This window comes from Streptomyces sp. NPDC052016 (assembly GCF_044548445.1).
In the GTDB taxonomy this organism is placed as follows: domain Bacteria; phylum Actinomycetota; class Actinomycetes; order Streptomycetales; family Streptomycetaceae; genus Streptomyces.
The window spans coordinates 61,836-85,180 of sequence record NZ_JBIUBX010000011.1 but is presented as its reverse complement, the minus strand read 5'-3'; the positions used below and the strand labels follow the sequence as shown (position 1 = coordinate 85,180).

At 69.3% G+C, this 23,345-nt stretch carries 29 protein-coding genes; 3 read left to right on the top strand and 26 right to left on the bottom strand.

What is annotated here, in order from left to right:
- Positions 1-213: 213 nt before the first annotated feature.
- From ACIHAR_RS15760 to glmS, 3 genes are all read right to left on the bottom strand, one after another.
- Positions 214-1,650, bottom strand: a complete 1,437-nt coding sequence (locus ACIHAR_RS15760) for an NAD(P)H-hydrate dehydratase (protein WP_365469953.1) — start codon at positions 1,648-1,650, stop codon at positions 214-216.
- Between the two features lie 22 nt (positions 1,651-1,672).
- Positions 1,673-2,044, bottom strand: coding sequence for a holo-ACP synthase (locus ACIHAR_RS15755; protein WP_365469956.1), 372 nt, complete (start codon positions 2,042-2,044; stop codon positions 1,673-1,675).
- 202 nt (positions 2,045-2,246) lie between these two features.
- The gene (glmS, locus tag ACIHAR_RS15750) at positions 2,247-4,094 is read right to left on the bottom strand and encodes a glutamine--fructose-6-phosphate transaminase (isomerizing) (RefSeq protein WP_388756555.1); all 1,848 of its coding nucleotides are present in this window, start codon (positions 4,092-4,094) and stop codon (positions 2,247-2,249) included.
- A gap of 579 nt (positions 4,095-4,673) precedes the next feature.
- On the opposite strand from glmS, the gene coaA reads away from it, so the two are divergent.
- Both coaA and ACIHAR_RS15740 read left to right on the top strand, forming a co-directional pair.
- Positions 4,674-5,642, top strand: coding sequence for a type I pantothenate kinase (gene coaA / locus ACIHAR_RS15745; protein ID WP_365469994.1), 969 nt, complete (start codon positions 4,674-4,676; stop codon positions 5,640-5,642).
- A 20-nt stretch (positions 5,643-5,662) separates the two neighbouring features.
- Positions 5,663-6,601 carry a DUF389 domain-containing protein gene (locus ACIHAR_RS15740; protein ID WP_400019757.1) on the top strand — a complete coding sequence of 313 codons (939 nt, stop codon included), beginning with the start codon at positions 5,663-5,665 and terminating at the stop codon, positions 6,599-6,601.
- A 108-nt stretch (positions 6,602-6,709) separates the two neighbouring features.
- On the opposite strand, the gene glmM is transcribed toward ACIHAR_RS15740, so the two are convergent.
- The 3 genes from glmM to rplM form a co-directional block, all read right to left on the bottom strand.
- Complete coding sequence (gene glmM / locus ACIHAR_RS15735) at positions 6,710-8,068, bottom strand: phosphoglucosamine mutase (protein WP_365469965.1); 1,359 nt, start codon at positions 8,066-8,068, stop codon at positions 6,710-6,712.
- Positions 8,069-8,319: 251 nt separating this feature from the next.
- Entirely contained in the window at positions 8,320-8,832 is a 513-nt protein-coding gene (gene rpsI, locus ACIHAR_RS15730; protein ID WP_146463584.1) for a 30S ribosomal protein S9, read from the bottom strand.
- A gap of 42 nt (positions 8,833-8,874) precedes the next feature.
- The gene (rplM, locus tag ACIHAR_RS15725; RefSeq protein ID WP_019329618.1) at positions 8,875-9,318 is read right to left on the bottom strand and encodes a 50S ribosomal protein L13; all 444 of its coding nucleotides are present in this window, start codon (positions 9,316-9,318) and stop codon (positions 8,875-8,877) included.
- A gap of 599 nt (positions 9,319-9,917) precedes the next feature.
- On the opposite strand from rplM, the gene ACIHAR_RS15720 reads away from it, so the two are divergent.
- Positions 9,918-10,793 carry a hypothetical protein gene (locus ACIHAR_RS15720; RefSeq protein WP_365469969.1) on the top strand — a complete coding sequence of 292 codons (876 nt, stop codon included), beginning with the start codon at positions 9,918-9,920 and terminating at the stop codon, positions 10,791-10,793.
- A 316-nt stretch (positions 10,794-11,109) separates the two neighbouring features.
- On the opposite strand, the gene truA is transcribed toward ACIHAR_RS15720, so the two are convergent.
- From truA to rplN, 20 genes are all read right to left on the bottom strand, one after another.
- On the bottom strand, positions 11,110-11,964 hold the full coding sequence (truA, locus tag ACIHAR_RS15715) for a tRNA pseudouridine(38-40) synthase TruA (protein WP_365469972.1): 855 nt from the start codon (positions 11,962-11,964) through the stop codon (positions 11,110-11,112).
- 72 nt (positions 11,965-12,036) lie between these two features.
- Positions 12,037-12,567, bottom strand: coding sequence for a 50S ribosomal protein L17 (rplQ, locus tag ACIHAR_RS15710; protein ID WP_365469975.1), 531 nt, complete (start codon positions 12,565-12,567; stop codon positions 12,037-12,039).
- Between the two features lie 179 nt (positions 12,568-12,746).
- Entirely contained in the window at positions 12,747-13,769 is a 1,023-nt protein-coding gene (locus tag ACIHAR_RS15705; protein ID WP_003966937.1) for a DNA-directed RNA polymerase subunit alpha, read from the bottom strand.
- A gap of 267 nt (positions 13,770-14,036) precedes the next feature.
- The gene (rpsK, locus tag ACIHAR_RS15700; RefSeq protein WP_010354218.1) at positions 14,037-14,441 is read right to left on the bottom strand and encodes a 30S ribosomal protein S11; all 405 of its coding nucleotides are present in this window, start codon (positions 14,439-14,441) and stop codon (positions 14,037-14,039) included.
- Positions 14,442-14,506: 65 nt separating this feature from the next.
- A complete protein-coding gene (gene rpsM, locus ACIHAR_RS15695; RefSeq protein ID WP_006130767.1) occupies positions 14,507-14,887 on the bottom strand; it encodes a 30S ribosomal protein S13 in 381 nt (126 codons plus the stop codon).
- A 203-nt stretch (positions 14,888-15,090) separates the two neighbouring features.
- The gene (gene rpmJ / locus ACIHAR_RS15690) at positions 15,091-15,204 is read right to left on the bottom strand and encodes a 50S ribosomal protein L36 (protein ID WP_004984509.1); all 114 of its coding nucleotides are present in this window, start codon (positions 15,202-15,204) and stop codon (positions 15,091-15,093) included.
- A gap of 71 nt (positions 15,205-15,275) precedes the next feature.
- Complete coding sequence (gene infA, locus ACIHAR_RS15685; protein WP_003948620.1) at positions 15,276-15,497, bottom strand: translation initiation factor IF-1; 222 nt, start codon at positions 15,495-15,497, stop codon at positions 15,276-15,278.
- Positions 15,498-15,850: 353 nt separating this feature from the next.
- Positions 15,851-16,687, bottom strand: coding sequence for a type I methionyl aminopeptidase (map, locus tag ACIHAR_RS15680; protein ID WP_365469980.1), 837 nt, complete (start codon positions 16,685-16,687; stop codon positions 15,851-15,853).
- Between the two features lie 130 nt (positions 16,688-16,817).
- Positions 16,818-17,480 (bottom strand): adenylate kinase, encoded by a 663-nt coding sequence (locus ACIHAR_RS15675; RefSeq protein ID WP_365469982.1) that lies wholly within the window; start codon positions 17,478-17,480, stop codon positions 16,818-16,820.
- Complete coding sequence (gene secY, locus ACIHAR_RS15670; RefSeq protein WP_365469985.1) at positions 17,480-18,793, bottom strand: preprotein translocase subunit SecY; 1,314 nt, start codon at positions 18,791-18,793, stop codon at positions 17,480-17,482. Before secY ends, ACIHAR_RS15675 begins: the two co-directional genes overlap by 1 nt.
- A gap of 241 nt (positions 18,794-19,034) precedes the next feature.
- Positions 19,035-19,490: a 50S ribosomal protein L15 gene (gene rplO / locus ACIHAR_RS15665; protein WP_067018996.1), complete on the bottom strand. Its 456-nt coding sequence runs from the start codon at positions 19,488-19,490 to the stop codon at positions 19,035-19,037.
- Positions 19,491-19,492: 2 nt separating this feature from the next.
- A complete protein-coding gene (gene rpmD / locus ACIHAR_RS15660) occupies positions 19,493-19,675 on the bottom strand; it encodes a 50S ribosomal protein L30 (protein ID WP_009190145.1) in 183 nt (60 codons plus the stop codon).
- Positions 19,676-19,677: 2 nt separating this feature from the next.
- Entirely contained in the window at positions 19,678-20,283 is a 606-nt protein-coding gene (gene rpsE / locus ACIHAR_RS15655; RefSeq protein WP_014674381.1) for a 30S ribosomal protein S5, read from the bottom strand.
- A gap of 36 nt (positions 20,284-20,319) precedes the next feature.
- Positions 20,320-20,703, bottom strand: coding sequence for a 50S ribosomal protein L18 (gene rplR / locus ACIHAR_RS15650; protein ID WP_031118787.1), 384 nt, complete (start codon positions 20,701-20,703; stop codon positions 20,320-20,322).
- 3 nt (positions 20,704-20,706) lie between these two features.
- Entirely contained in the window at positions 20,707-21,246 is a 540-nt protein-coding gene (gene rplF / locus ACIHAR_RS15645; protein ID WP_365467804.1) for a 50S ribosomal protein L6, read from the bottom strand.
- A gap of 24 nt (positions 21,247-21,270) precedes the next feature.
- Positions 21,271-21,669 (bottom strand): 30S ribosomal protein S8, encoded by a 399-nt coding sequence (gene rpsH / locus ACIHAR_RS15640; protein ID WP_055706474.1) that lies wholly within the window; start codon positions 21,667-21,669, stop codon positions 21,271-21,273.
- A 209-nt stretch (positions 21,670-21,878) separates the two neighbouring features.
- The gene (locus tag ACIHAR_RS15635) at positions 21,879-22,064 is read right to left on the bottom strand and encodes a type Z 30S ribosomal protein S14 (RefSeq protein ID WP_003956452.1); all 186 of its coding nucleotides are present in this window, start codon (positions 22,062-22,064) and stop codon (positions 21,879-21,881) included.
- A gap of 5 nt (positions 22,065-22,069) precedes the next feature.
- Positions 22,070-22,627 (bottom strand): 50S ribosomal protein L5, encoded by a 558-nt coding sequence (gene rplE, locus ACIHAR_RS15630; protein ID WP_016434630.1) that lies wholly within the window; start codon positions 22,625-22,627, stop codon positions 22,070-22,072.
- Entirely contained in the window at positions 22,627-22,950 is a 324-nt protein-coding gene (gene rplX / locus ACIHAR_RS15625; protein WP_010036713.1) for a 50S ribosomal protein L24, read from the bottom strand. Before rplX ends, rplE begins: the two co-directional genes overlap by 1 nt.
- A 2-nt stretch (positions 22,951-22,952) precedes the next feature.
- Positions 22,953-23,321, bottom strand: a complete 369-nt coding sequence (gene rplN / locus ACIHAR_RS15620) for a 50S ribosomal protein L14 (protein ID WP_003998823.1) — start codon at positions 23,319-23,321, stop codon at positions 22,953-22,955.
- Positions 23,322-23,345 lie beyond the last annotated feature (24 nt).

The following is a 23,345-nucleotide window of genomic DNA, read 5'->3' as shown; positions in this document are numbered from 1 at the left end:
CCCGGCGCGGCGGGGGCGGGGGGGGGGGGGGGCGGGGGGGCGGGGCGCGGCGGCCCCGCCCCCCCCCCCCCCCCCCCCCCCCCCCCCCCCCCCCGGGACGGGACGGGAAAGGGCGGCGGGGGCGAAACCCCTCAAGGGCAACCCCGTCCGACCCCAGCCCGGAGGCTCCCTCACCCAACCCCGAGGACACCTCGCCCCGCCCGGAGGGCCCCCTCACCCCCGTACGACGTCCCGCCACGCCCCCGCCACAGCCGCGGCCACGTCGTGCGCCCCCACCGGCGCCCCGTCCGCCGCGAACCGCCCCGCCAGCCCGTGCAGATACGCCCCCACGCTCCCCGCGTCCACCGCCGAGAGCCCCGCCGCCAGCAACGACCCCGCCAGCCCCGACAGCACGTCCCCGCTTCCGGCCGTGGCCAGCCACGACGTCCCCGTCGGGTTCACCCGCACCGGGCCACCGCCCGCGTCCGCGACCAGCGTCGTCGACCCCTTCAGCAACACCGTCGCCCGGTACCGCGTCGCCAGCTCCCGCACCGCCGCCAACCGCCCCGCCTCGACCTCCTCCCGCGACACCCCCAGCAACGCGGCCGCCTCCCCCGCGTGCGGGGTCATCAACGTCGGCGCCGTACGCCCCCGTACGGCCCCGGCCTCCGCCAGCCGCAACGCGTCCGCGTCGATCAGCACGGGCACGTCCGCGGCCACCACCTCCGCAACGGTCCCGGCGTCGTCCCCGACCCCGGGCCCGACGACCCAGGACTGAACCCTCCCCGCGTGCCGGGGCCCCTGATCGGACACGAGCGTCTCGGGGAACCGGGCGATGACCGCCTCCCCGGCGGGCCCGACGTACCGCACGGCCCCCGCTCCGCCCCGCAACGCACCCGCGACGGCCAGCACGGCCGCTCCCGGGTAACGGGCGGACCCGGCGGCCACGCCGACGACGCCCCGCCGGTACTTGTCGCTCTCCGCCGCCGGCACCGGCAGCAACGCCGCCACCTCGGTGTGCTGCAGGGCTTCCAGCTCGGCCTGGTCGGCCGGCAACTCCAGCCCGATGTCGACGAGTCGGACCGACCCGGCGTACTCCCGCGCCGGGTCGATCAGCAGCCCCGGCTTGTGCGTGCCGAAGGTGACGGTGAGGTCGGCCCGGACCGCGTCGCCGTGCACCTCGCCGGTGTCGGCGTCGACCCCGCTGGGCAGGTCGACGGCGACGACGAGCGCCCTCGACTCGGCGGCGAGCGCCGCGAGCGGAGCGGCGTCCTCCCGCAGTCCGCCCCGGCCGCCGATCCCCACGATGCCGTCGAGCACGAGATCGGCCCGCCGCAGCACCTCCCCGGCGGCCGCCGGGACGACCGTCCGGCCCCCCGCCCGCCGCAAGGCCGCCAGCCCTCCGGCATGGGCCCGCTCGGCCGAGAGCAGCACGGCGGTGACCCCGGCCCCGCGGCGGGCCAGCCGAGCCCCGGCGTACAGGGCGTCACCGCCGTTGTCCCCACTGCCGACCAGCAGCACCACCCGGCGCCCGTACACCCGCCCCAGCAACTCCGCACAGGCGGCGGCGAGCCCGGCGGCGGCCCGCTGCATGAGCGTCCCTTCCGGGAGCCGCGCCATCAGCTCCCGCTCGGCGGCCCTGACCGTGTCCACGCAGTAGGCAGTACGCATGGCTCTACCCCTACCCCCACACCTACCCCTCCGCCACCACCACCGCCGAAGCCACGCCCGCGTCATGACTCAGCGACACGTGCCAGGCCTGCACCCCCAGTTCCGCGGCCCGCGCGGCGACACTCCCCCGCACCCGCAACCGAGGCTGCCCGCTGTCCTCCACGTACACCTCCGCATCGGTCCACAGCAGCCCCGCCGGCGCCCCCAACGCCTTGGCCACCGCCTCCTTCGCCGCGAACCGCGCCGCCAGCGAGGCGACCCCCCTGCGCTCGCCGCTCGGCAGCAGCAACTCGCTCTCGACGAACAACCGTCGCGCCAGCCCAGGCGTCCGCTCCAGCGACGCCGCGAACCGCTCGATCTCGGCCACGTCGATGCCGACCCCGATGATGCTCATGCGAACACCTTACGGAGCGGGGCCACCACGGACGCCGGCGTGCCGTCGCGCCCCCGATCACCGCAGACGACCAGGGACGCGGGGAACTGCCCGACCAGCCCCACCACACGGGAAACCGCCCGAACCAGCCCCACCACGCCCGCACCCCGCGAGCGCCCAGGCACTGCGCCCCCTCAGGCGCCCCGCCCACTCCTCTCTCCGCCTACTCCACCGTCACCGACTTCGCCAAGTTACGAGGCTGGTCCACCTCGTTGCCCCGTGCCGTGGCCAGCTCACAGGCGAACACCTGCAACGGCACCGTCGCCACCAGCGGCTGGAGCAGGGTCGGCGTCGCCGGAATCCGCACCAGGTGGTCGGCGTACGGCACGACCGCCTCGTCCCCCTCCTCCGCGATCACGATCGTCCGCGCACCCCGCGCCCGGATCTCCTGGATGTTGGACACGATCTTGTCGTGCAGGACGGACCGCCCCCGCGGGGACGGCACGACCACGACCACCGGCAGGTCCTCCTCGATGAGCGCGATCGGCCCGTGCTTCAGCTCGCCCGCCGCGAAGCCCTCGGCGTGCATGTACGCCAGCTCCTTCAGCTTCAGCGCGCCCTCCAGCGCCACGGGGTACCCCACGTGCCGCCCGAGGAACAGCACCGTGTTCTTCCCGGCGAGCGACCGCGCCAGCTCCCGCACCGGCTCCATGGTCTCCAGCACCCGCTCGACCTCACCCGAGATCTGGGCGAGGTCCCGGATGACGGCCCGGATCTCGTCCCCCCACTTGGTGCCCCGTACCTGGCCGAGGTACAGCGCCACGAGGTAGCAGGCCACCAGCTGGGTCAGGAACGCCTTCGTCGAGGCGACCGCGACCTCCGGCCCGGCGTGCGTGTACAGCACCGCGTCCGACTCACGGGGAATCGTCGACCCGTTGGTGTTGCAGATGGCGAGCACCTTGGAGCCCTGCTCCCGCGCGTGCCGCAGGGCCATCAGCGTGTCCATCGTCTCGCCGGACTGCGAGATGGCGATGACCAGTGACCGCGAGTCGAGGATCGGGTCCCGGTACCGGAACTCGCTGGCCAGCTCGACCTCGCACGGGATGCGCGTCCAGTGCTCGATGGCGTACTTGGCGATGAGGCCCGCGTGGAAGGCCGTACCGCACGCGACGATGACGACCTTGTCGACCTCCCGCAGCTCGGAGGGCGGGATCCGCACCTCGTCAAGAGTCAGCGCCCCGGAGACGTCGATGCGGCCCAGCAGGGTATCGGCGACAGCCTTCGGCTGCTCGGCGATCTCCTTGAGCATGAAGTAGTCGTAACCCCCCTTTTCCGCGGCCGACGCGTCCCAGTCGACGTGGTACGACCGCACGTCGGCCGGCCGCCCGTCGAAGCCGGTGACCGTGACCCCGTCCCGGCGCAGCTCCACCACCTGGTCCTGCCCCAGCTCGATCGCCGACCGCGTGTGGGCGATGAACGCGGCGACGTCCGAGGCGAGGAAGACCTCACCCTCCCCAACGCCCACCACGAGCGGCGAGTTCCGCCGCGCCCCGACCACCACGTCCGGCTCGTCGGCGTGCACCGCGACCAGCGTGAACGCGCCCTCCAGCCGCCGGCACACCAGCCGCATGGCCTCGGCGAGGTCGGCCGTCACCGAGAACTCCTCGGCGAGCAGGTGGGCGACGACCTCGGTGTCGGTCTCGGAGGACAACTCGTGCCCGCGCTCGGCCAGTTCGGCGCGCAGCACCGCGAAGTTCTCGATGATCCCGTTGTGCACGACGGCGACGCGCCCGGCGTTGTCGAGGTGAGGATGCGCGTTGGCGTCCGTCGGCCCGCCGTGCGTGGCCCACCGCGTGTGCCCGATACCCGTCGTCCCGGTCGGCAGCGGCCGCTCGTCGAGCTCCTTCTCCAGGTTGACGAGTTTGCCCGCCCTCTTCGCGGCGGCGAGTCCCCCGTCCGCCAGGACGGCGACACCCGCCGAGTCGTATCCCCGGTACTCCAGTCGCTTCAGCCCGGCCATCACGACCTCGAGCGCCGACTGCGACCCCACGTATCCCACGATTCCGCACATGAGCGGCAGCGTACGGCGAAAACGCGGCCCGAAAGGGCCTCCACGTGCCCGAATTCGGAAATTCCCACCGGGGTACGCACGCGTGACGCGCCCACATGAGGCACTCAACCGTCCTCCGTCAGCCACCTGGCGGTCACATGACAGCCACTCAGACACCCCCTGTTCGCATCGAACACGCGTGCATAGACCGGCGCCCCCTTCGAGCCCGCCGCTGTAGCACGGTGACGTAAGCCGAAGCCCGCGTCCCTGCGATCGAGGGCGCGGGCATCGGCACCGCCACGTCACGGAACAGACGGCCCAGGGCAAACAGACGACCCAGGGGAACAGACGGCGCAGACCGGGCCAGGACCGTCCGCCGGCGCGCCGCCCCGCGCCCACTCCCCGGCCCGCCGCCCCCGCGTCCGCCTCCCGGCCCGCCGCCCGGCGTCCGCCTCCCGCCCTCCCCGGCAACCACGGACAGTGACGCACAACACACCCACCCGCCCTCCGGCGACCACGGAGAGTGATGCGTGACGGACCCCACCCGCCATCCCCGTCAAACTCCGTTAACAATGGACTGTGATCTCTCCGGTCTCCTCGATGCCCCGGAGCGCCCACCGGCCCAAGCCGGAGGCGACTCCCTACGTCGACCTCACCCGCACCGAGTGGAGCGCGCTGCGTGACAAGACGCCGCTGCCCCTCACCGCCGAGGAGGTCGAGAAGCTGCGCGGCCTCGGCGACGTCATCGACCTCGACGAGGTGCGGGACATCTACCTCCCGCTGTCCCGGCTCCTCAACCTCTACGTCGGCGCCACGGACGGCCTGCGCGGCGCGCTGAACACCTTCCTCGGCGAGCAGGGCTCCCAGTCCGGCACCCCGTTCGTCATAGGCGTCGCAGGTTCCGTCGCCGTCGGCAAGTCGACCGTCGCCCGTCTCCTGCAGGCCCTGCTCTCCCGCTGGCCCGAGCACCCACGCGTGGAACTGGTGACCACCGACGGCTTCCTGCTCCCCACCAAGGAGCTGGAAGCCCGCGGCCTGATGTCGCGGAAAGGTTTCCCCGAGTCCTACGACCGCCGCGCCCTCACCCGCTTCGTGGCCGACATCAAGGCCGGCAAGGACGAGGTCACGGCCCCGGTCTACTCGCACCTCATCTACGACATCGTCCCCGACCGGCGGCTCACGGTCCGCCGCCCGGACATCCTGATCGTCGAGGGCCTGAACGTCCTCCAGCCCGCCCTCCCCGGCAAGGACGGCCGCACCCGAGTCGGCCTCGCCGACTACTTCGACTTCAGCGTCTACGTCGACGCGAGCGCCGAGGACATCGAGCGCTGGTACCTCAACCGGTTCAAGAAGCTGCGCCAGACCGCCTTCCAGAACCCGGACTCGTACTTCCGCAAGTACACCCAGGTGTCCGAGGAGGAGGCCCTCGACTACGCCCGCACCCTCTGGCGCACCATCAACAAGCCGAATCTGGTGGAGAACATCGCCCCCACCCGGGGCCGCGCCACCCTCGTCGTCCGCAAGGGCCCGGACCACAAGGTGCGGCGACTCAGCCTCCGCAAGTTGTAGGGGCCTGTTAGAAAGGCGTCATGCTGCACCTGCGCCTGATCACGCCGGCCGGGCAGACCGACGACGTGGTCCGCCTGATCGAGAACACCGTCGGCACCGCCCACCTGGTGGTGGTGCCGGGTGCCGCCCGCGATCCGGCCGGCGATGTCGTCCTGTGTGACGTCGCGCGCGAGGCCGGCGACGAACTCCTCAGCGCCCTGCAGGAGTTGGGGCTGGACAAGAGCGGTTCGATCGCCGTCGAGAACGTCGACCTGTCGCTGTCCCTGCGCGCCGACGAGGCCCAGGAAGAGGCACCGGGCGAGGGTGCCGACGCGGTCCTGTGGGAGCACCTGACGGACGCGTCGCACGAGGAGTCGACGCTCTCCGTCACCTACCTCGCGTTCATCACGCTGGCGACGATGATCGCGGCCTGTGGTGTGGTGCTCGACAACGCGATCCTGATCGTGGGCGCGATGGCGGTCGGCCCGGAGTTCGGCCCGCTGACCGGCGTCTGCACGTCGATCGTTCGCCGCGCCCCCCGGCTGGCCCTGCGCTCCCTGATCGCGCTGCTCACCGGCTTCGCGGTGGCCATGGCGGTGACCGTGGGCTTCAGCCTCTTCATGGACGCGATCGGCCTGTTCAGCGAGGAGCAACTGGAGGGCGACCGGCCGCAGACGGGTTTCGTCTACGCCCCCGACGCGTTCTCCTTCATCGTGGCCGTCCTGGCCGGCGTGGCGGGCACCCTCTCCCTGACCTCCGCCAAGTCGGGCGCCATGGTGGGGGTGGCCATCTCGGTGACCACGGTTCCCGCCGCCGCCAATGCCGCCGTGGCCCTCAGCTACGGCGACACCCGGCAGACCTGGGGCTCAACGGAACAACTCCTGCTGAACCTCCTGGGCATCATGCTGGCCGGCACCCTGACCCTGCTGGCCCAGAAGTGGTTCTGGGCGAGGCAGCGCCGGTCGGTGCCACGTGCCTGAAGCCCCGGAGTGGGGCGGGGCCCTGTCGCCTCGCGGCTCCGCCGCGGGCGTCACCGGCCACGGCGTACCCGCGGCCCGGACAGCACGGAATCCCCCGCCCCGAACCCGCTAACCCAGCGCGGACTTCACAGCGTCGGCGAGCCGCCCGGCGACCGTGCGCGCCTGGTCGATGTCGGCCGCCTCGACCATGACCCGCACCAACGGCTCCGTGCCGGAAGGCCGCAGCAGAACACGCCCCGTGGCTCCGAGCTCCCGCTCCGCCTCACCCACGGCGGCAGCGAGCTCGGCCGACTCGCCGACACGGGACTTGTCCACGTCCGGCACGTTGATCAGCACCTGCGGCAGCCGCTCCATCACGGACGCCAGCTCGCGCAGCGACTTCCCGCTCTCCGCGACCCGGGCCGCCAGCATGAGCCCGGTCAGCGTGCCGTCCCCCGTGGTCGCGTGATCGAGGATGATCACGTGGCCGGACTGCTCACCGCCGAGGGCGTAGCCGTGCTGCTTCATCTCCTCCAGCACGTACCGGTCGCCGACGGCGGCCTGGACGAGCTGGATCCCCTCGCGCTCCATGGCCAGCTTGAAGCCGAGGTTGGACATGACGGTGGCGACAACGGTGTCCGAGCGCAGCACTCCCCGCTCCCGCATCGCCAGCGCGAGCACGCAGAGGATCTGGTCCCCGTCCACTTCCTCGCCGGTGTGGTCCACCGCGAGGCATCGGTCGGCGTCGCCGTCGTGCGCGATGCCGAAGTCGGCGCCGTGCTCGACGACGGCCGCCTTCAGCTTCTCCAGGTGCGTGGAGCCGCAGCCGTCGTTGATGTTGAGCCCGTCCGGCGACGCGCCGATCGTGATGATCTCCGCACCGGCTCGGGTGAACGCCTCCGGCGAGACCCGCGCCGCCGCGCCGTGCGCCTCGTCGAGGACGATCTTCAGTCCGTCGAGCCGGTTCGGCAGGACGGCGATGAGGTGGGCGACGTACCGGTCGAACCCTTCGTCGTACGACCGCACCCGGCCGACGGCCGCGCCGGTCGGCCGCTCCCAGGGCTCACCGTGCCTGTGCTCGTCGTAGACGGTCTCGATCTTGTCCTCGAGTTCGTCGGCGAGCTTGTGGCCGCCGCGGGCGAAGAACTTGATGCCGTTGTCCGGCATGGCGTTGTGGCTCGCGGACAGCATCACACCGAGGTCGGCGCCGAGCGCGCCGGTCAGGTAGGCGACGGCCGGCGTCGGCAGCACACCGACCCGCAGCACGTCGACGCCGGCGCTGGCCAGGCCCGCGACGACCGCGGCCTCCAGGAACTCCCCGGACGCGCGCGGGTCCCGTCCGACCACCGCCACCGGCCGATGGCCCTCGAAGGTGCCCGCCTCGGCCAGCACATGTGCCGCCGCGACGGACAGACCGAGCGCCATCTCGGCCGTGAGATCCGCGTTGGCGACACCGCGCACGCCGTCCGTGCCGAAGAGTCGTCCCACTTGTCCTCCTGAGGAAGCATCATTTTCGGTAGCCGTGCGGGCGTCCCGGATGGTCGGCGCGGCTCCCGCATCCAGGCATTTCATGCCTCGAACATCCGATCACACAAGCCTTTGAGCACCTTGTGCCGTTATACGCCCACGGCTGCGAGAAAACGAACGCCCCGACGGCACAGTGGCGTGCCGCCGGGGCGTTCGAGGTACGTAGGAGCGGGCCGATCCGGCCCGTGATACGTACGAGCAGGCAGCGAAGCTTAGCGCTTGCTGTACTGCGGAGCCTTGCGGGCCTTCTTGAGACCGGCCTTCTTCCGCTCGACCGCACGGTCGTCGCGGCGGAGGAAGCCGGCCTTCTTCAGCGGGCCGCGGTTGTTGTCGACGTCCGCCTCGTTCAGCGCGCGGGCGACACCGAGACGGAGCGCACCGGCCTGACCGGAGACACCGCCACCGGCGATGCGGGCGACGACGTCGTAACGACCCTCGAGCTCGAGGACCTTGAACGGCTCGTTGACTTCCTGCTGGTGCACCTTGTTCGGGAAGTAGTCCTCGAGGGTGCGACCGTTGATCTTCCACTTGCCGGTGCCCGGGACGATCCGGACGCGGGCGATGGCGTTCTTGCGGCGGCCCAGGCCGGCGGCCGGCTGGGGCTCGCCGAAGCGGGAGGCCAGGGACTCCGAGGTGTACTCGCCCTCGACGGGGACCTCGGACTCGGTGGTGTAGCTGTCGATGTCAAGCTCTTCGAGCGGCTGCTCGGCAGTGGTCTCGGCCACGGTTCTCCTCAGATTCTCTTGGCTTGGGGTGGGTGGCCGGACTTACTGCGCGACCTGGGTGATCTCGAACGGCTGCGGCTGCTGCGCGCCGTGCGGGTGCTGGTCACCCTTGTAGACCTTCAGCTTCGAGAGCATCTGACGGCCCAGCGAGTTCTTCGGGAGCATGCCCTTGACGGCCTTCTCGATGGCCTTCTCGGGGTTCTTGTCCAGCAGCTCGTCGTAGCGGACGGAGCGCAGACCACCCGGGTAGCCGGAGTGGCGGTACGCCATCTTCTGGGTCCGCTTGTTGCCGGAGAGGTGCACCTTGTCGGCGTTGATGATGATGACGAAGTCACCAGCGTCGACGTGCGGCGCGTAGATCGGCTTGTGCTTGCCACGGAGCAGGGTGGCGGCAGTGGTGGCGAGACGGCCCAGGACAACGTCCTGAGCGTCGATGACGTGCCACTGGCGCGTCACATCGCCGGGCTTGGGGCTGTACGTACGCACGGTTCGTAGCCTTCGCTTCTTCAGTGAATGGTCCTGACAGGTCACCGAAGACGATCACGACAGCCCTGACCGCACTGCGGTGACGCAAACCGCGTGCTGGTCGCTGGTCATCGGCCCGGTGGACCGGTGTAAGGGCCCGTCCCGTGAGAATGAGCAAGCCAATACACAACGAAGATGCAGGATACCTGTGGCGCCTCAGCCGGGTCAAAACGAGGCCGGCCGACACCGGGGTTTCCTGCTCTTCTCACCCAGTGTAGGCGGTGCCGCCACCGGAGGCCGCACCCCGGACCTCGCTCCGGTCCCGCACGGACTCAGGCCTCGCACGGACTCCGACCCCGCACGGACCCGGTCCGCCGGCCAGGCCCGCTCCGCCCGCACGGCGATCGCGACGCCCGTCCCGCCGTCCGGGGTGTCCCGCGCCACATGCCCGGCCGTCCCTCCGACCACCGCGACGAGCCCTCACCACGGCGGCCAGGGAGAACGCCGTACCAACCACCCGGAGATGTCGCGTTTGCCCTCACTCGTTCCTGGAACGCCAGGTGCTGCGGAGCCTGTTGAGGCGGAACAGCACACCCCGCGCCACGTCTAAGATGCGGCCCATGAGCTATGGGCAGGGGGGACCTCAGTCCCAGTGGGATCCGTGGAAACCGAACTCCCAGCAGCCGTGGAGCAGCGGCGCCACGGACCAGAGCCCGGACTGGGCCGCGCTGGCCGAGGCGTCCGAGACGCGCAACAAGCGCCGTCGGCTGCTGTTCATAGGCGGGGGCGCGCTCGCGACGATCGGGATCGGCGCCGCCGTGGCCATGGCCATGGTGTCGGCGAACGGTGAGGACGAGTCGAACCGCCCGGCCTCCTCGCTGCCCGCGACCGCCGACCTGCCGAGTGCGTCCGCCACCCCGTCCTTCGCGCCGACCAGCGCTCCGCCGCCGCTGGACCCGAAGGAGTTCGTCTCCAGCAAGGCCAAGGACACGGCCCCCAACGGCCCGGACCTCATGTTCCCGGGCAGGCAGCTGACGATGGGTTCGGCCGTCTACCAGAAGGCCGCCAAGGCCGACAGCACCAACTGCTCCACCGGCGTCCAGGGTTCTCTGCCCAAGGTCCTGACCGCCAACGACTGCACCCGCCTGATGCGCGTCACGTACGTCAAGGACGGCATCGCGGTCACGGTCGGCGTGGCCGTCTTCGACACCGAGGCGCAGGCCCTCAAGGCCAAGCAGCAGGCCGACAAGAGCAGCTTCGTGAAGGCCCTCGCCGGCACCGGCGTCAAGACCTTCTGCAACGGCGCCGTCTGCCGCTCGACGACCAACTCCTACGGCCGCTACGCCTACTTCACGATCACCGGCTTCACCGACGGCAAGGACGTGACGACCAAGGACACGCAGGTCTTCACCACCGGTGACGACCTCGCGGAGTTCACGTTCCAGCAGATCCGCCGCCGCGGCGAGGCCCAGGCGTCCCAGGCGGCGAACGGGTAGCGGGCGGCCAGGCGCCCGAGGACCCGCGCTCGCCACGACCGTCGCCGCCGCGGGCGAGGCCGCGGACACCGGCGTCGGCCGGCTGTACGTGCGGGGCGCCGCCTACGGCGCCCTCGGCGACGATCCGCGGTGACGGTACCGACCACGGCGGTCACCGCGACGAGCCGCGTCCCGCTGACGGCCCAGACCCCGGCGGCCACCCGTCCGGCGTGGCCCACGTCTCGGCCCGCACCCGCGCTCGTCGTTCGGCGTGAAGGGCATGGCCGGGGGCACCCGGCAGTGGCCCGGCTGATCGTCGAACCCGCGTCGCCGCAGGTCAGCAGCATCCGGCTGACGGCAGCGTCCGCTTGTTCCGCGCCTCCAGGCTGCGGGCGGCGAGCAGCTCGTCGGCCGGGTAGCCGACCTCCTCCAACGTCAGCCCGTGCGGCCGGACCACGTGCACGGCCGAGTCGCGCACGCCGGCGGCGAGCACCTTCCCCGGCCACTCCGGCCCCCGGTGGCCGTCCCCCACGAACAGCAGCGCCCCGATGAGCGAGCGCACCATGTTGTGGCAGAAGGCGTCGGCCCGGACCGTTGCGGTGACGATCCCGTCGTCCCCCCGCACGAGGCTCAGCTCCTGCAGGGTCCGGATGGTGGTCGCGCCCTCGCGCCGCTTGCAGTAGGCGGCGAAGTCGTGCTCGCCGAGCAGCCGCCGCGCCGCCTCGTTCATGGCGTCGACGTCCAGCGGCCAGTCGTGCCACAGGACGTGGTTGCGCAGCAGGGGATCCACGCCCCCGGGGTTGTCGGTGACCCGGTACGCGTACCGCCGCCAGATCGCCGAGAAACGGGCGTTGAAGCCACTGGGCGCCTCCCTCAGCGCCCACACCCGCACGTCTCGGGACAGCCGCCCGGCGAGCCGCTTCAGCAGCTTTCCGTGATGCTCGACCCACACCTCGCGCGGCAGGTCGACGTGTGCGACCTGTCCCCGGGCGTGCACACCGGCGTCGGTACGCCCGGCCACGGTCAGCTCGTACGTCTCCCTGGACCGCGTGACCGTCCGCAGAGCGTCCTCGATCTCCCCCTGCACGGTTCGGCGCCCGCCGGCCTGCTTCGCCCACCCGGAGAACTCGGTGCCGTCATAGGAAAGGTCCAGCCGCACCCGTACGAACCCGGGCTGTACTTCGTCACTCACCCCTAGATCCTCTCAGCAACGCCAGAGCGGGCCCGCCCCGAAGGGCGGACCCGCTCAACGCAAGGCAGAGCCTCAGGCGTTCTTGACGTCGCCCTCAGCCGCTTCCGCGGCGGGGGCCTCGTCGGCCTTGGCGTCCTCGGCCGGGGTCTCCTCGGCCTTGGTGTCCTCGGCCTTGGCCTCCTCGGCCTCCTTGACCGCACGCTTGGTGGCGGCCTCGGCCTCACCGGTCGCCTGCTGCGCCACCGTCAGCGCCTCGACCAGCTCGATGACGGCCATGGGCGCGTTGTCGCCACGGCGGTTACCGATCTTGGTGATGCGGGTGTAGCCACCCGGACGGTTCTCGTAGCGCGGGCCGATCTCGGTGAAGAGCGTGTGGACGACGCCCTTGTCCGTGATGACCTGGAGCACCTGGCGGCGGTTGTGAAGGTCGCCCTTCTTCGCCTTGGTGATCAGACGCTCGGCGTACGGCCGCAGACGGCGGGCCTTCGCCTCGGTGGTGGTGATCTTGCCGTGCTCGAACAGCGCCTTCGCGAGGTTCGCGAGGAGCAGCTTCTCGTGCGCGGCGCTGCCGCCCAGACGGGCACCCTTGGTGGGCTTCGGCATGGTTCTTCTCCTGTGTGTCTGCCCCGGCCGTATCAGGTACCGGGGTCAGTATCCGAGCGGGCGGTTGCCCGTCGGAGATCCGGGGCGTCCCCGAAGGGGCGCCCCGGAAGGTGTGCGGGGAGTTGCGCGGCCGGCCACAGCGGGCCCGCACTCGCGGTAGGGCCTCCCCGTCGGAGCACTCAGTACTGCTCGGTCTCCACGAACCCGGCGTCCGCGTCGTCGTCGGCGCCGAAGGCGTCCGCGGCGGCGGTCGGGTCGAATCCGGGCGGGCTGTCCTTCAGGGCCAGGCCCATGCCGGCCAGCTTCGCCTTGACCTCGTCGATCGACTTCGCACCGAAGTTGCGGATGTCGAGGAGGTCGGCCTCGGAGCGGGCGACGAGCTCACCCACGGAGTGGATGCCCTCGCGCTTGAGGCAGTTGTACGACCGAACGGTGAGCTCCAGCTCCTCGATCGGCAGCGCCAGGTCGGCGGCGAGCGCGGCGTCCGTCGGGGACGGACCCATGTCGATGCCCTCGGCGTCGATGTTCAGCTCGCGGGCGAGACCGAACAGCTCGACCAGCGTCTTACCGGCGGAGGCCATGGCGTCACGGGGACGCATCGCCTGCTTGGTCTCGACGTCGACGATCAGCTTGTCGAAGTCGGTGCGCTGCTCGACACGCGTGGCCTCAACCTTGTACGTGACCTTCAGAACCGGCGAGTAGATCGAGTCGACCGGGATGCGGCCGATCTCCTGACCGACCTGCTTGTTCTGCACGGCGGAGACGTAGCCGCGACCGCGCTCGACGGTCAGCTCCATCTCCAGCTTGCCCTTGCCGTTGAGCGTGGCGAGGACGAGGTCGGGGTTGTGCACCTCGACACCGGCCGGGGGCGCGATGTCGGCGGCGGTGACCAGACCCGGGCCCTGCTTGCGCAGGTACATCACGACCGGCTCGTCGTGCTCCGAGGAGACGACCAGCTGCTTGATGTTGAGGATCAGGTCGGTGACGTCCTCCTTGACGCCCGGCACGGTGGTGAACTCGTGCAGGACACCGTCGATGCGGATGGACGTGACCGCCGCACCCGGGATCGAGGAGAGGAGGGTCCGACGCAGGGAGTTGCCGAGGGTGTAGCCGAAGCCCGGCTCCAGCGGCTCGATGACGAACCGGGAGCGGAACTCGTCGACGACCTCTTCGGTCAACGAGGGACGCTGAGCGATCAGCATGTGTGGATCAGATCCTTCATTCGTGGACGCCCGCTATTTGACGCCCGACGGAAACCGCACCCTGAGAGGTACGGGTACTGCAAGGGTACGGGCGGCACGACTCGAAGGAGCCGTACCGCCCGGACCGAAAACCGGTCGAACCGAAGCCGGTCGAAGCGACCGAACGTCAGACGCGACGACGCTTCGGCGGACGGCAGCCGTACTGCGACCTGTGGGGGGTAACCCCCACACCCCCAGCCGGAAGCCGAGCCGCCGTGAGCCGGCGTGTCAGACGCGACGACGCTTCGGCGGACGGCAGCCGTTGTGCGGGGTCGGGGTGACGTCCTGGATGGAGCCGACCTCGAGGCCCGTGGCCTGCAGGGAACGGATGGCGGTCTCACGACCGGCGCCCGGGCCCTTGACGAAGACGTCGACCTTGCGCATGCCGTGCTCCTGGGCGCGGCGGGCAGCCGACTCGGCGGCCATCTGCGCGGCGAACGGCGTGGACTTACGGGAGCCCTTGAAGCCGACGTGGCCGGCGGAGGCCCAGGAGATCACGTTGCCGGCCGGGTCCGTGATGGACACGATCGTGTTGTTGAACGTGCTCTTGATGTGCGCCTGGCCGTGCGCGACGTTCTTCTTTTCCTTGCGGCGCACCTTCTTGGCAGCGCCCTGACGACCCTTGGGGGGCATCTATTACTCCTACGGGAGGTGGTCGGTCCTACAGCGAAGACCGCTGGCGGCGTGTCCGCTGAGGACTACTTCTTGCCCGGCTTCTTCTTGCCGGCGATGGCGCGACGCGGGCCCTTGCGGGTACGGGCGTTCGTGCTGGTGCGCTGACCGCGGACGGGCAGACCACGACGGTGACGGAGACCCTGGTAGGTGCCGATCTCGACCTTGCGGCGGATGTCGGCCTGGATCTCGCGACGGAGGTCACCCTCGGTCTTGATGTTGTTGTCGACGTACTCGCGGATCGCGACGAGCTGCTCTTCGGTGAGGTCGCGAACACGGGTGTTCGGGTCCACGCCGGTGGCAGCGAGCGTCTGCTGCGAGAGGGTCCGGCCGATGCCGAACACGTAGGTGAGGGCGATCTCCACGCGCTTTTCGCGCGGGATGTCAACACCGGAAACGCGTGCCATTCAATGGCTCCTGGTGATCTTCGGAGGTCTTCCACAGAACCGGCTCCCAGCCGCCGTACGAGGTACGAACTGGGTCCCCGGCCTCCGAACCGGGGGTGTCAGGCAAGAAAAAGCCCCCGCCTGGGTCCTGCGTATGAACATATTCAGCTCGCGTCGCGCGAAGTCTCTGCGATATCGATGCAGAGGGTGTGATCCGTGTGCGATCAGCCCTGGCGCTGCTTGTGGCGCGGGTTCTCGCAGATGATCATGACCCGACCGTGACGGCGGATCACCCTGCACTTGTCGCAGATCTTCTTGACGCTCGGCTTGACCTTCATGGGATGTGAGGTTCTCCGGGTCAGTTGCCGGCCACCCCGTGCACAGGGAGGGCACGGGGCATGGGCAAGATCTACTTGTACCGGTAGACGATCCGGCCACGCGTCAGGTCGTACGGAGACAGCTCCACCACGACCCGGTCGTCAGGGAGGATGCGGATGTAGTGCATACGCATCTTGCCGCTGATGTGTGCCAGGACCTGGTGGCCGTTCTGGAGCTCGACCTTGAACATGGCGTTCGGCAGAGACTCGACGACAGTGCCCTCGATCTCGATGGCACCTTGCTTCTTGGCCACGCTTCGCCCTTCGAATCGACTACCTTGATCGACTCCTGGGCTTTCCCTTACGGGCGCATGCAGACATGCGGGTGCACAAGAGCCGACGAGTCAGTCTACGTCAGCGCACCCGGGAAGGCGAATCGGGGAAGTCTGCCCCACGCCGGAGATTTTTAAGCGAGGAACTCGAAGCCCGGCCCGACGGCGCTCACAGCGCCCGCGCGGCTTGAAAGCGGCATGACAGCCCGTCCGGCGTTCGCGGACGAGGCCCGTCCGGGGCCGAAGCGGGGTCCGGGGGCGGCAGCCTCCGGGAGCGGGACGGAGGAGGCGGCGGGGCGACGACGACCGCCGGCCCGCACCCCCTGCGGGTCACCTCAGGCCAGCGGATCCGGCGCCGCGGTGATCCCGTGCTCCGCGAGCTTCGCCCGGCCCCCGTCAGGAGCCGTCAGCACCAGCGGGCCCTCCTCGGTCAGCGCCACGGAGTGCTCCCAGTGAGAGGACCAGGTGCCGTCCGTGGTGATGACCGTCCAGTCGTCCTCGAGCACCTCGGTCTTGGGGGTGCCGAGCGACACCATCGGCTCGATGGCGAGGCAGAAACCGGGAACCAGCTTCGGCCCCTTGCCCCTCCTGCGGTCGACGTAGTTCAGGAGGTGGGGGTCCATGTGCATCTCGGTGCCGATGCCGTGGCCGCCGTAGTCCTCGATGATGCCGTAGCGGCCGCCGCCGGGCTTCGGCTGGCGGCGAATGTACGTCTCGATGGCGCGGGAGACGTCCACGAGCCGGTTGCCCTGCTTCATGGCCGCGATACCGGCCCACATCGACTCCTCGGTCACCCGGGAGAGCTCGATCAGCTCCGGGGCGTGACCGGACCCCACGAAGGCCGTGTAGGCGGCGTCACCGTGCCAGCCGTCGACGATCGCGCCGCAGTCGATGGAGATGATGTCCCCGTCCTTGAGGACGACCTCGTCGGAGGGGATGCCGTGGACGACGACGTCGTTCACGGACGTGCAGATCGTCGCGGGGAAACCGCCGTAGCCCAGGAAGTTCGACTTGGCTCCGTGCTCGGCGAGCACCTTCCGCGCGACCTCGTCCAGGTCCTTCGTCGTCGCCCCCGGCACGGCCGCTTCCCGCGTGGCCGCGTGGATGGCGGCGACGACCAGCCCCGCCGCGCGCATCTTGGCGATCTGCTCGGGGCTCTTGATCTGCACCATGGGGACTACGGCCTTTCTTGGACCCGATGACACGACGGAAGGAACGCTTCAACGATACGGGGGAACCAACCGCCCCCACACAGCAGCCGCGGCCCCCCGAGAGGAACCGCGGCTACGGAGTCGTACCCGACTACTGGTCGTCGCCCTCGCGCTTCAGGGCAGCGAGCGCGCGGTGCGTGACCTCGTCCACCGGGCCCATGGCCTCGATGGTCACGACCAGGCCCTGCGCCTTGTAGTAGTCGATGATCGGCTCGGTCTGCGTGTGGTAGACCTCCAGCCGCGTGCGGACCGTGTCCTCGGTGTCGTCGTCGCGCTGGTACAGCTCACCGCCGCAGACGTCGCAGACGCCCTCCTTGGCCGGCGGCTTGTACGACACGTGGAAGACGTGCGCGGAGTCGTTCCGGCAGATGCGCCGACCGGCGATCCGCTTGACGACCTCCTCCTCGGGGGCCTCCAGGTCCAGTACCGCGTCCAGCTTGATGCCCTCGGTGGTGAGGAGCTCGTCCAGCGCCTGGGCCTGCGAGACGTTGCGCGGGAAACCGTCCAGCAGGAAGCCGCGCTCGGCGTCCGGCTGCTCCATGCGGTCCTTGGCCATGGCGATGGTGACCTCGTCCGGCACCAGTTCGCCCTTGTCCATGTAGGACTTCGCGAGTTTCCCGAGCTCCGTCTGCTGGCTGATGTTGGCGCGGAACAGGTCGCCCGTGGAGATGTGAGGCACGCGCAGTTTCTCGGCCAGGCGAGTGGCCTGCGTACCCTTTCCGGCACCCGGCGGCCCGACGAGGACGATTCGCATCAGCGGAGGAACCCTTCGTAATTGCGCTGCTGGAGCTGGCTCTCGATCTGCTTCACCGTCTCGAGACCCACACCCACGATGATCAGGATGCTGGTGCCTCCGAACGGGAAGTTCTGGTTTGCCCCGAAACCAGCCAACGCCATCGTCGGGACGAGAGCGATCAGGCCCAGATACAGCGAACCCGGCCAGGTGATCCGGTTGAGTACGTAGCTGAGGTACTCAGCGGTCGGTCGGCCAGCCCGGATGCCCGGGATGAAGCCACCATACTTCTTCATGTTGTCGGCCACTTCCTCGGGGTTGAAGGAGATGGCCACGTAGAAGAACGCGAAGAACACGATCAGGAAGAAGTAGAGCGTGATGTGCGCCGGAGCCGCCGTGTCGGCCAGGTTCTGCGTGATCCACGTCGCCCAGCCGGCCTGGGAGTTCGAGAACTGGACGATCAGCGCCGGGATGTAGAGCAGCGACGAAGCGAAGATGACGGGGATCACACCCGCCTGGTTCACCTTCAGCGGGATGTACGTGGACGTACCACCGTAGGAACGGCGGCCGATCATCCGCTTGGCGTACTGGACCGGGATGCGGCGCTGGGCCTGCTCGACGAAGACCACCAGGCCGACCATCACCAGGCCGACGAGGATGACCGTGCCGAACTCGATCCAGCCGCCGGCCAGGGAGCCCTGCTTCTTGATGGCCCACAGGGCCGACGGGAAGGTGGCGGCGATCGAGATGAACATCAGGATCGACATGCCGTTGCCGATGCCGCGGTCGGTGATGAGCTCACCGAGCCACATGACGACGGCCGTACCGGCGGTCATGACGACGACCATGGTGATGGTCGTGAAGATCGCGCGGTCGGGCACGATGTTCGACGCGACGGTGCAGCCGGAAAAGAGGGCGCCGCTGCGGGCGGTGGCCACCAGGCCGGTGCCCTGCAGGATGGCGAGCGCCACCGTGAGATAACGCGTGTACTGCGTGATCTTCGCGGTGCCGGACTGGCCCTCCTTCTTCAGGGCTTCCAGGCGCGGGATGACCACGGTCAGCAGCTGAAGGATGATGCTCGCCGTGATGTACGGCATGATGCCCAGCGCGAAGACCGTGATCTGCAGCAGCGCGCCGCCGCTGAACATGTTGACCAGCCCGAAGAGGCCCTGGTTGCCGGACGCCTCGTCCACGCACTGCTGGACGGACTTGTAGTCGACACCCGGGATCGGGATGTGGGTGCCGACCCGGTAGACCACGATGATGCCGAGCGTGAAGAGCAGCTTCTTGCGCAGGTCGGGCGTCTTGAACGCCCGGGCGAACGCGGTGAGCACGGTGCCTCCTGCGACCCCCGCGCATCTGCGTCAAGGGTGACGGTCTTGAGGAATAAGAACAACGACATGTGTAACGGTCGACTGCCGCTCAAGGTGCCCCATGAGGAGCCCTTGTGAAAAGTGGGCAGTGCAGGCCACCTTACCGGCGACACCGCCGCCCTAGGAACGACCAACCGGGGATACCCCATTTGTGGGGTATCCCCGGTCGGGATCGCTCAAGTCATCGAGACGCCTGATGGGATCAGACGAGCTCGGTGACGGTACCGCCGGCGGCGGTGATCTTCTCCTTGGCGGAGCCGGAGACGGCGTCGACCGTCACCTGCAGCGCCACGGAGATCTCGCCCTGGCCGAGGACCTTGACGAGGCTGTTCTTGCGAACGGCGCCCTTGGCCACCAGACCCTCGACCGTGACCTCGCCACCCTCGGGGTAGAGCGCGGCCAGCTTGTCGAGGTTCACGACCTGGTACTCGGTCTTGAACGGGTTCTTGAAGCCCTTCAGCTTCGGGAGGCGCATGTGCAGCGGCATCTGGCCGCCCTCGAAGCGCTCCGGAACCTGGTAGCGGGCCTTCGTGCCCTTGGTACCACGACCGGCCGTCTTACCCTTCGACGCCTCACCACGACCGACACGGGTCTTGGCGGTCTTGGCGCCCGGGGCGGGACGGAGGTTGTGGATCTTGAGCGGGTTGTTCTCCGCCATGATCAGTCGACCTCCTCGACCGTCACGAGGTGGCGGACGGTGTGCACCATGCCGCGGAACTCGGGGCGGTCCTCCTTGACGACCACGTCACCCAGGCGCTTGAGGCCCAGGGAACGCAGGGTGTCGCGGTGGTTCTGCTTGCTGCCGATGTAGGACTTCGTCTGCGTGATCTTGAGCTGCGCCATGATTACGCACCCACCCCGGCACGCGCACGCAGCAGAGCCGCAGGGGCGACGTCCTCGAGCGGCAGACCACGGCGGGCCGCGATCTCCTCGGGACGCTGCAGGCCCTTCAGGGCCTCCACGGTCGCGTGCACGATGTTGATGGCGTTGTCGGAGCCGAGCGACTTCGACAGCACGTCGTGGATACCGGCGCACTCGAGCACGGCGCGCACCGGACCACCGGCGATCACACCGGTACCGGGGGACGCGGGCTTGAGCAGCACGACGCCGGCGGCCTTCTCACCCTGGATGGGGTGCGGGATGGTGCCCTGGATACGGGGGACCTTGAAGAAGTGCTTCTTGGCCTCCTCAACGCCCTTGGCGATGGCGGCCGGCACCTCCTTGGCCTTGCCGTAGCCGACACCCACGGTGCCGTCACCGTCGCCCACCACGACCAGCGCGGTGAAGCTGAAGCGACGACCACCCTTCACAACCTTGGCGACGCGGTTGATCGCGACAACGCGCTCAACGTACGCGGTCTTCTCGGCGGCAGCAGCGCCGCCGTCACGGCCCTTCCGGTCCCGCCGCTCGCCGCCACCGGCACCGCTTCCGCGGCGCTGGGGTCCAGCCATTGGATTACCTCTCTCTTTCCGCTAGCTACAAGCGGCTCAGAACTTGAGCCCGGCTTCGCGGGCGGCGTCCGCCAGGGCGGCGATGCGCCCGGCGTACTGGTTGCCACCACGGTCGAACACGACGGCCTCGACACCGGCGGCCTTGGCACGCTCGGCGACCAGGGCGCCGACCTGCTTGGCCTGCGCGGACTTGTCGCCCTCGCCACCGCGGATCGAAGCGTCCAGGGTGGACGCCGACGCCAGGGTGTGGCCCTTCAGGTCGTCGATCACCTGCGCCACGATGTGACGGTTGGAGCGGGTCACGACCAGACGGGGACGCTCCGCCGTACCGTTGATCCGCTTGCGGATCCGGATGTGACGGCGCTTGATCGCGGCGCGCTTGTAGGCGTCGCCCTTCAGGATCTTCTGCCCGTATGCCATGGCTTACTTACCCGCCTTTCCGACCTTGCGGCGGATGACTTCGCCCTCGTACTTGACGCCCTTGGCCTTGTACGGGTCGGGCTTGCGCAGCTTGCGGATGTTGGCCGCAACCTCGCCGACCTTCTGCTTGTCGATGCCCTCGACCTGGAAGCGGGTCGGGGTCTCCACCTTGAAGGTGATGCCCTCGGGGGCCTCGACCAGGATCGGGTGGCTGTAACCGAGCGCGAACTCGAGGTTCGAGCCCTTGGCGGTCACGCGGTAACCGACACCACTGATCTCGAGCTTCTTCACGTAACCCTGGGTCACGCCGGTGATCATGTTCGCCACCAGCGTGCGGGACAGGCCGTGCAGGGCCTTGCTCTGACGCTCGTCGTTGGGGCGGGTCACCTGCAGGGTGCCGTCCTCGCCCTTGGCGATGTCGATCGGAGCAGCAACGGTGTGGGTCAGCTCGCCCTTGGGGCCCTTGACCTTGACCGTGCGGCCGTCGATGGTGACGTCCACGCCGGCGGGAACCGCGATGGGGAGCTTGCCGATGCGCGACATAGCTGTTTCCTCCGTTCCCTTCTGCTACCAGACGTAGGCGAGGACTTCCCCACCCACGCCCTTCTTGCCGGCCTGCTTGTCGGTGAGGAGCCCGTGCGACGTGGAGATGATCGCCACGCCGAGGCCGCCCAGCACCTTCGGCAGGTTGGTGGACTTCGCGTACACCCGGAGACCGGGCTTGGAGATCCGCTTGATGCCCGCGATGGAGCGCTCACGGTTCGGGCCGAACTTCAGCTCGAGGACGAGGTTCTTGCCGACCTCGGCGTCCTCGACGCGCCAGCCCGTGATGAAGCCCTCCTGCTGGAGGATCTCCGCGATGTGAGACTTGATCTTGGAGTGCGGCATCGACACCGAGTCGTGGTACGCCGAGTTCGCGTTCCGCAGACGCGTCAGCATGTCTGCGATCGGATCAGTCATGGTCATGAATTGGCCTGTGGCCTCTCTCGCCGGGGTTTCCTGATGCGCCATCCCTCTCCCCGATCCGAGACGGGACGGGTGCGGCGCGGTGGACCTACGGCGTAGTAAGTCGTACGGGCGGCAGACGCCCAACCCCACAAGCCTAAGGCATGCGGAGGTGGGCCCCTGCCGACCCAGTTGCTTACCGAGAGCCTGAGCAGTCCCTAAATGCGGGACTACCAGGAGCTCTTGGTCACGCCCGGCAGCTCGCCACGGTGAGCCATCTCACGAAGGCACACGCGGCAGAGGCCGAACTTGCGGTACACGGAGTGCGGGCGGCCGCAGCGCTGGCAGCGGGTGTACGCGCGCACACCGAACTTGGGCTTGCGAGCAGCCTTGGCAATCAGAGCCTTCTTCGCCATCTCGCTCACGCCTCCTTGAACGGGAAGCCGAGGTGACGAAGGAGCGCGCGGCCCTCAGCGTCGTTGGTCGCCGTGGTCACCACGGTGATGTCCATACCCCGGACGCGGTCGATCTTGTCCTGGTCGATCTCGTGGAACATGACCTGCTCCGTGAGACCGAAGGTGTAGTTGCCACGGCCGTCGAACTGCTTGGGGGACAGGCCGCGGAAGTCGCGGATGCGCGGCAGCGCGAGCGACAGGGTGCGGTCCAGGAACTCCCACATGCGGTCGCCACGGAGCGTGACGTGGGCACCGATCGGCTGGCCCTCACGCAGCTTGAACTGCGCGATGGACTTGCGGGCCTTGGTGACGGCCGGCTTCTGACCGGTGATCGTGGTGAGGTCGCGGATGGCGCCCTCGATCAGCTTGGAGTCGCGGGCGGCGTCGCCCACACCCATGTTGACCACGATCTTGACGAGGCCGGGGATCTGCATGACGTTCTCGTACTTGAACTCGTCACGCAGCTTGCCCGCGATCTCCTCGCGGTACTTCTGCTTCAGACGCGGGGTCGTGGTGGTAGCCATCAGATGTCCTCACCCGTCCGCTTGGCAACGCGGATCTTGTTGCCCTCGTCGTCGAAGCGGTAACCGACACGCGTGACGACCTTCTTGCCGTCCTTCTCCACGACCAGCTGGACGTTGGAGACGTGGATCGGCGCCTCGGTGGTCACGATGCCGCCGGCCTGGGAACCGCGAGCGGTCGGGCCGGCCTTCGTGTGCTTCTTGACCCGGTTGACACCCTCGACCAGGACACGGTCCTCGCGGGGGAAGGCCGCGATGACCTTGCCCTGCTTGCCCTTGTCCTTACCGGTGATGACCTGGACCAGGTCGCCCTTCTTGATCTTCATGCTTACAGCACCTCCGGCGCGAGCGAGATGATCTTCATGAACTTCTTCTCGCGCAGCTCACGGCCGACCGGGCCGAAGATGCGGGTGCCGCGAGGGTCGCCGTCGTTCTTCAGAATGACGGCGGCGTTCTCGTCGAAGCGGATGTACGAGCCGTCCGGACGGCGGCGCTCCTTGACGGTGCGAACGATGACCGCCTTGACGACGTCACCCTTCTTCACGTTGCCACCGGGGATCGCGTCCTTGACGGTGGCGACGATGACGTCACCGATGCCCGCGTAGCGGCGACCGGAGCCACCGAGCACACGGATGCAAAGGATCTCCTTCGCACCAGTGTTGTCGGCGACACGCAGTCGCGACTCCTGCTGGATCACGTCTATCTCCTGTTTGTCTGCCGG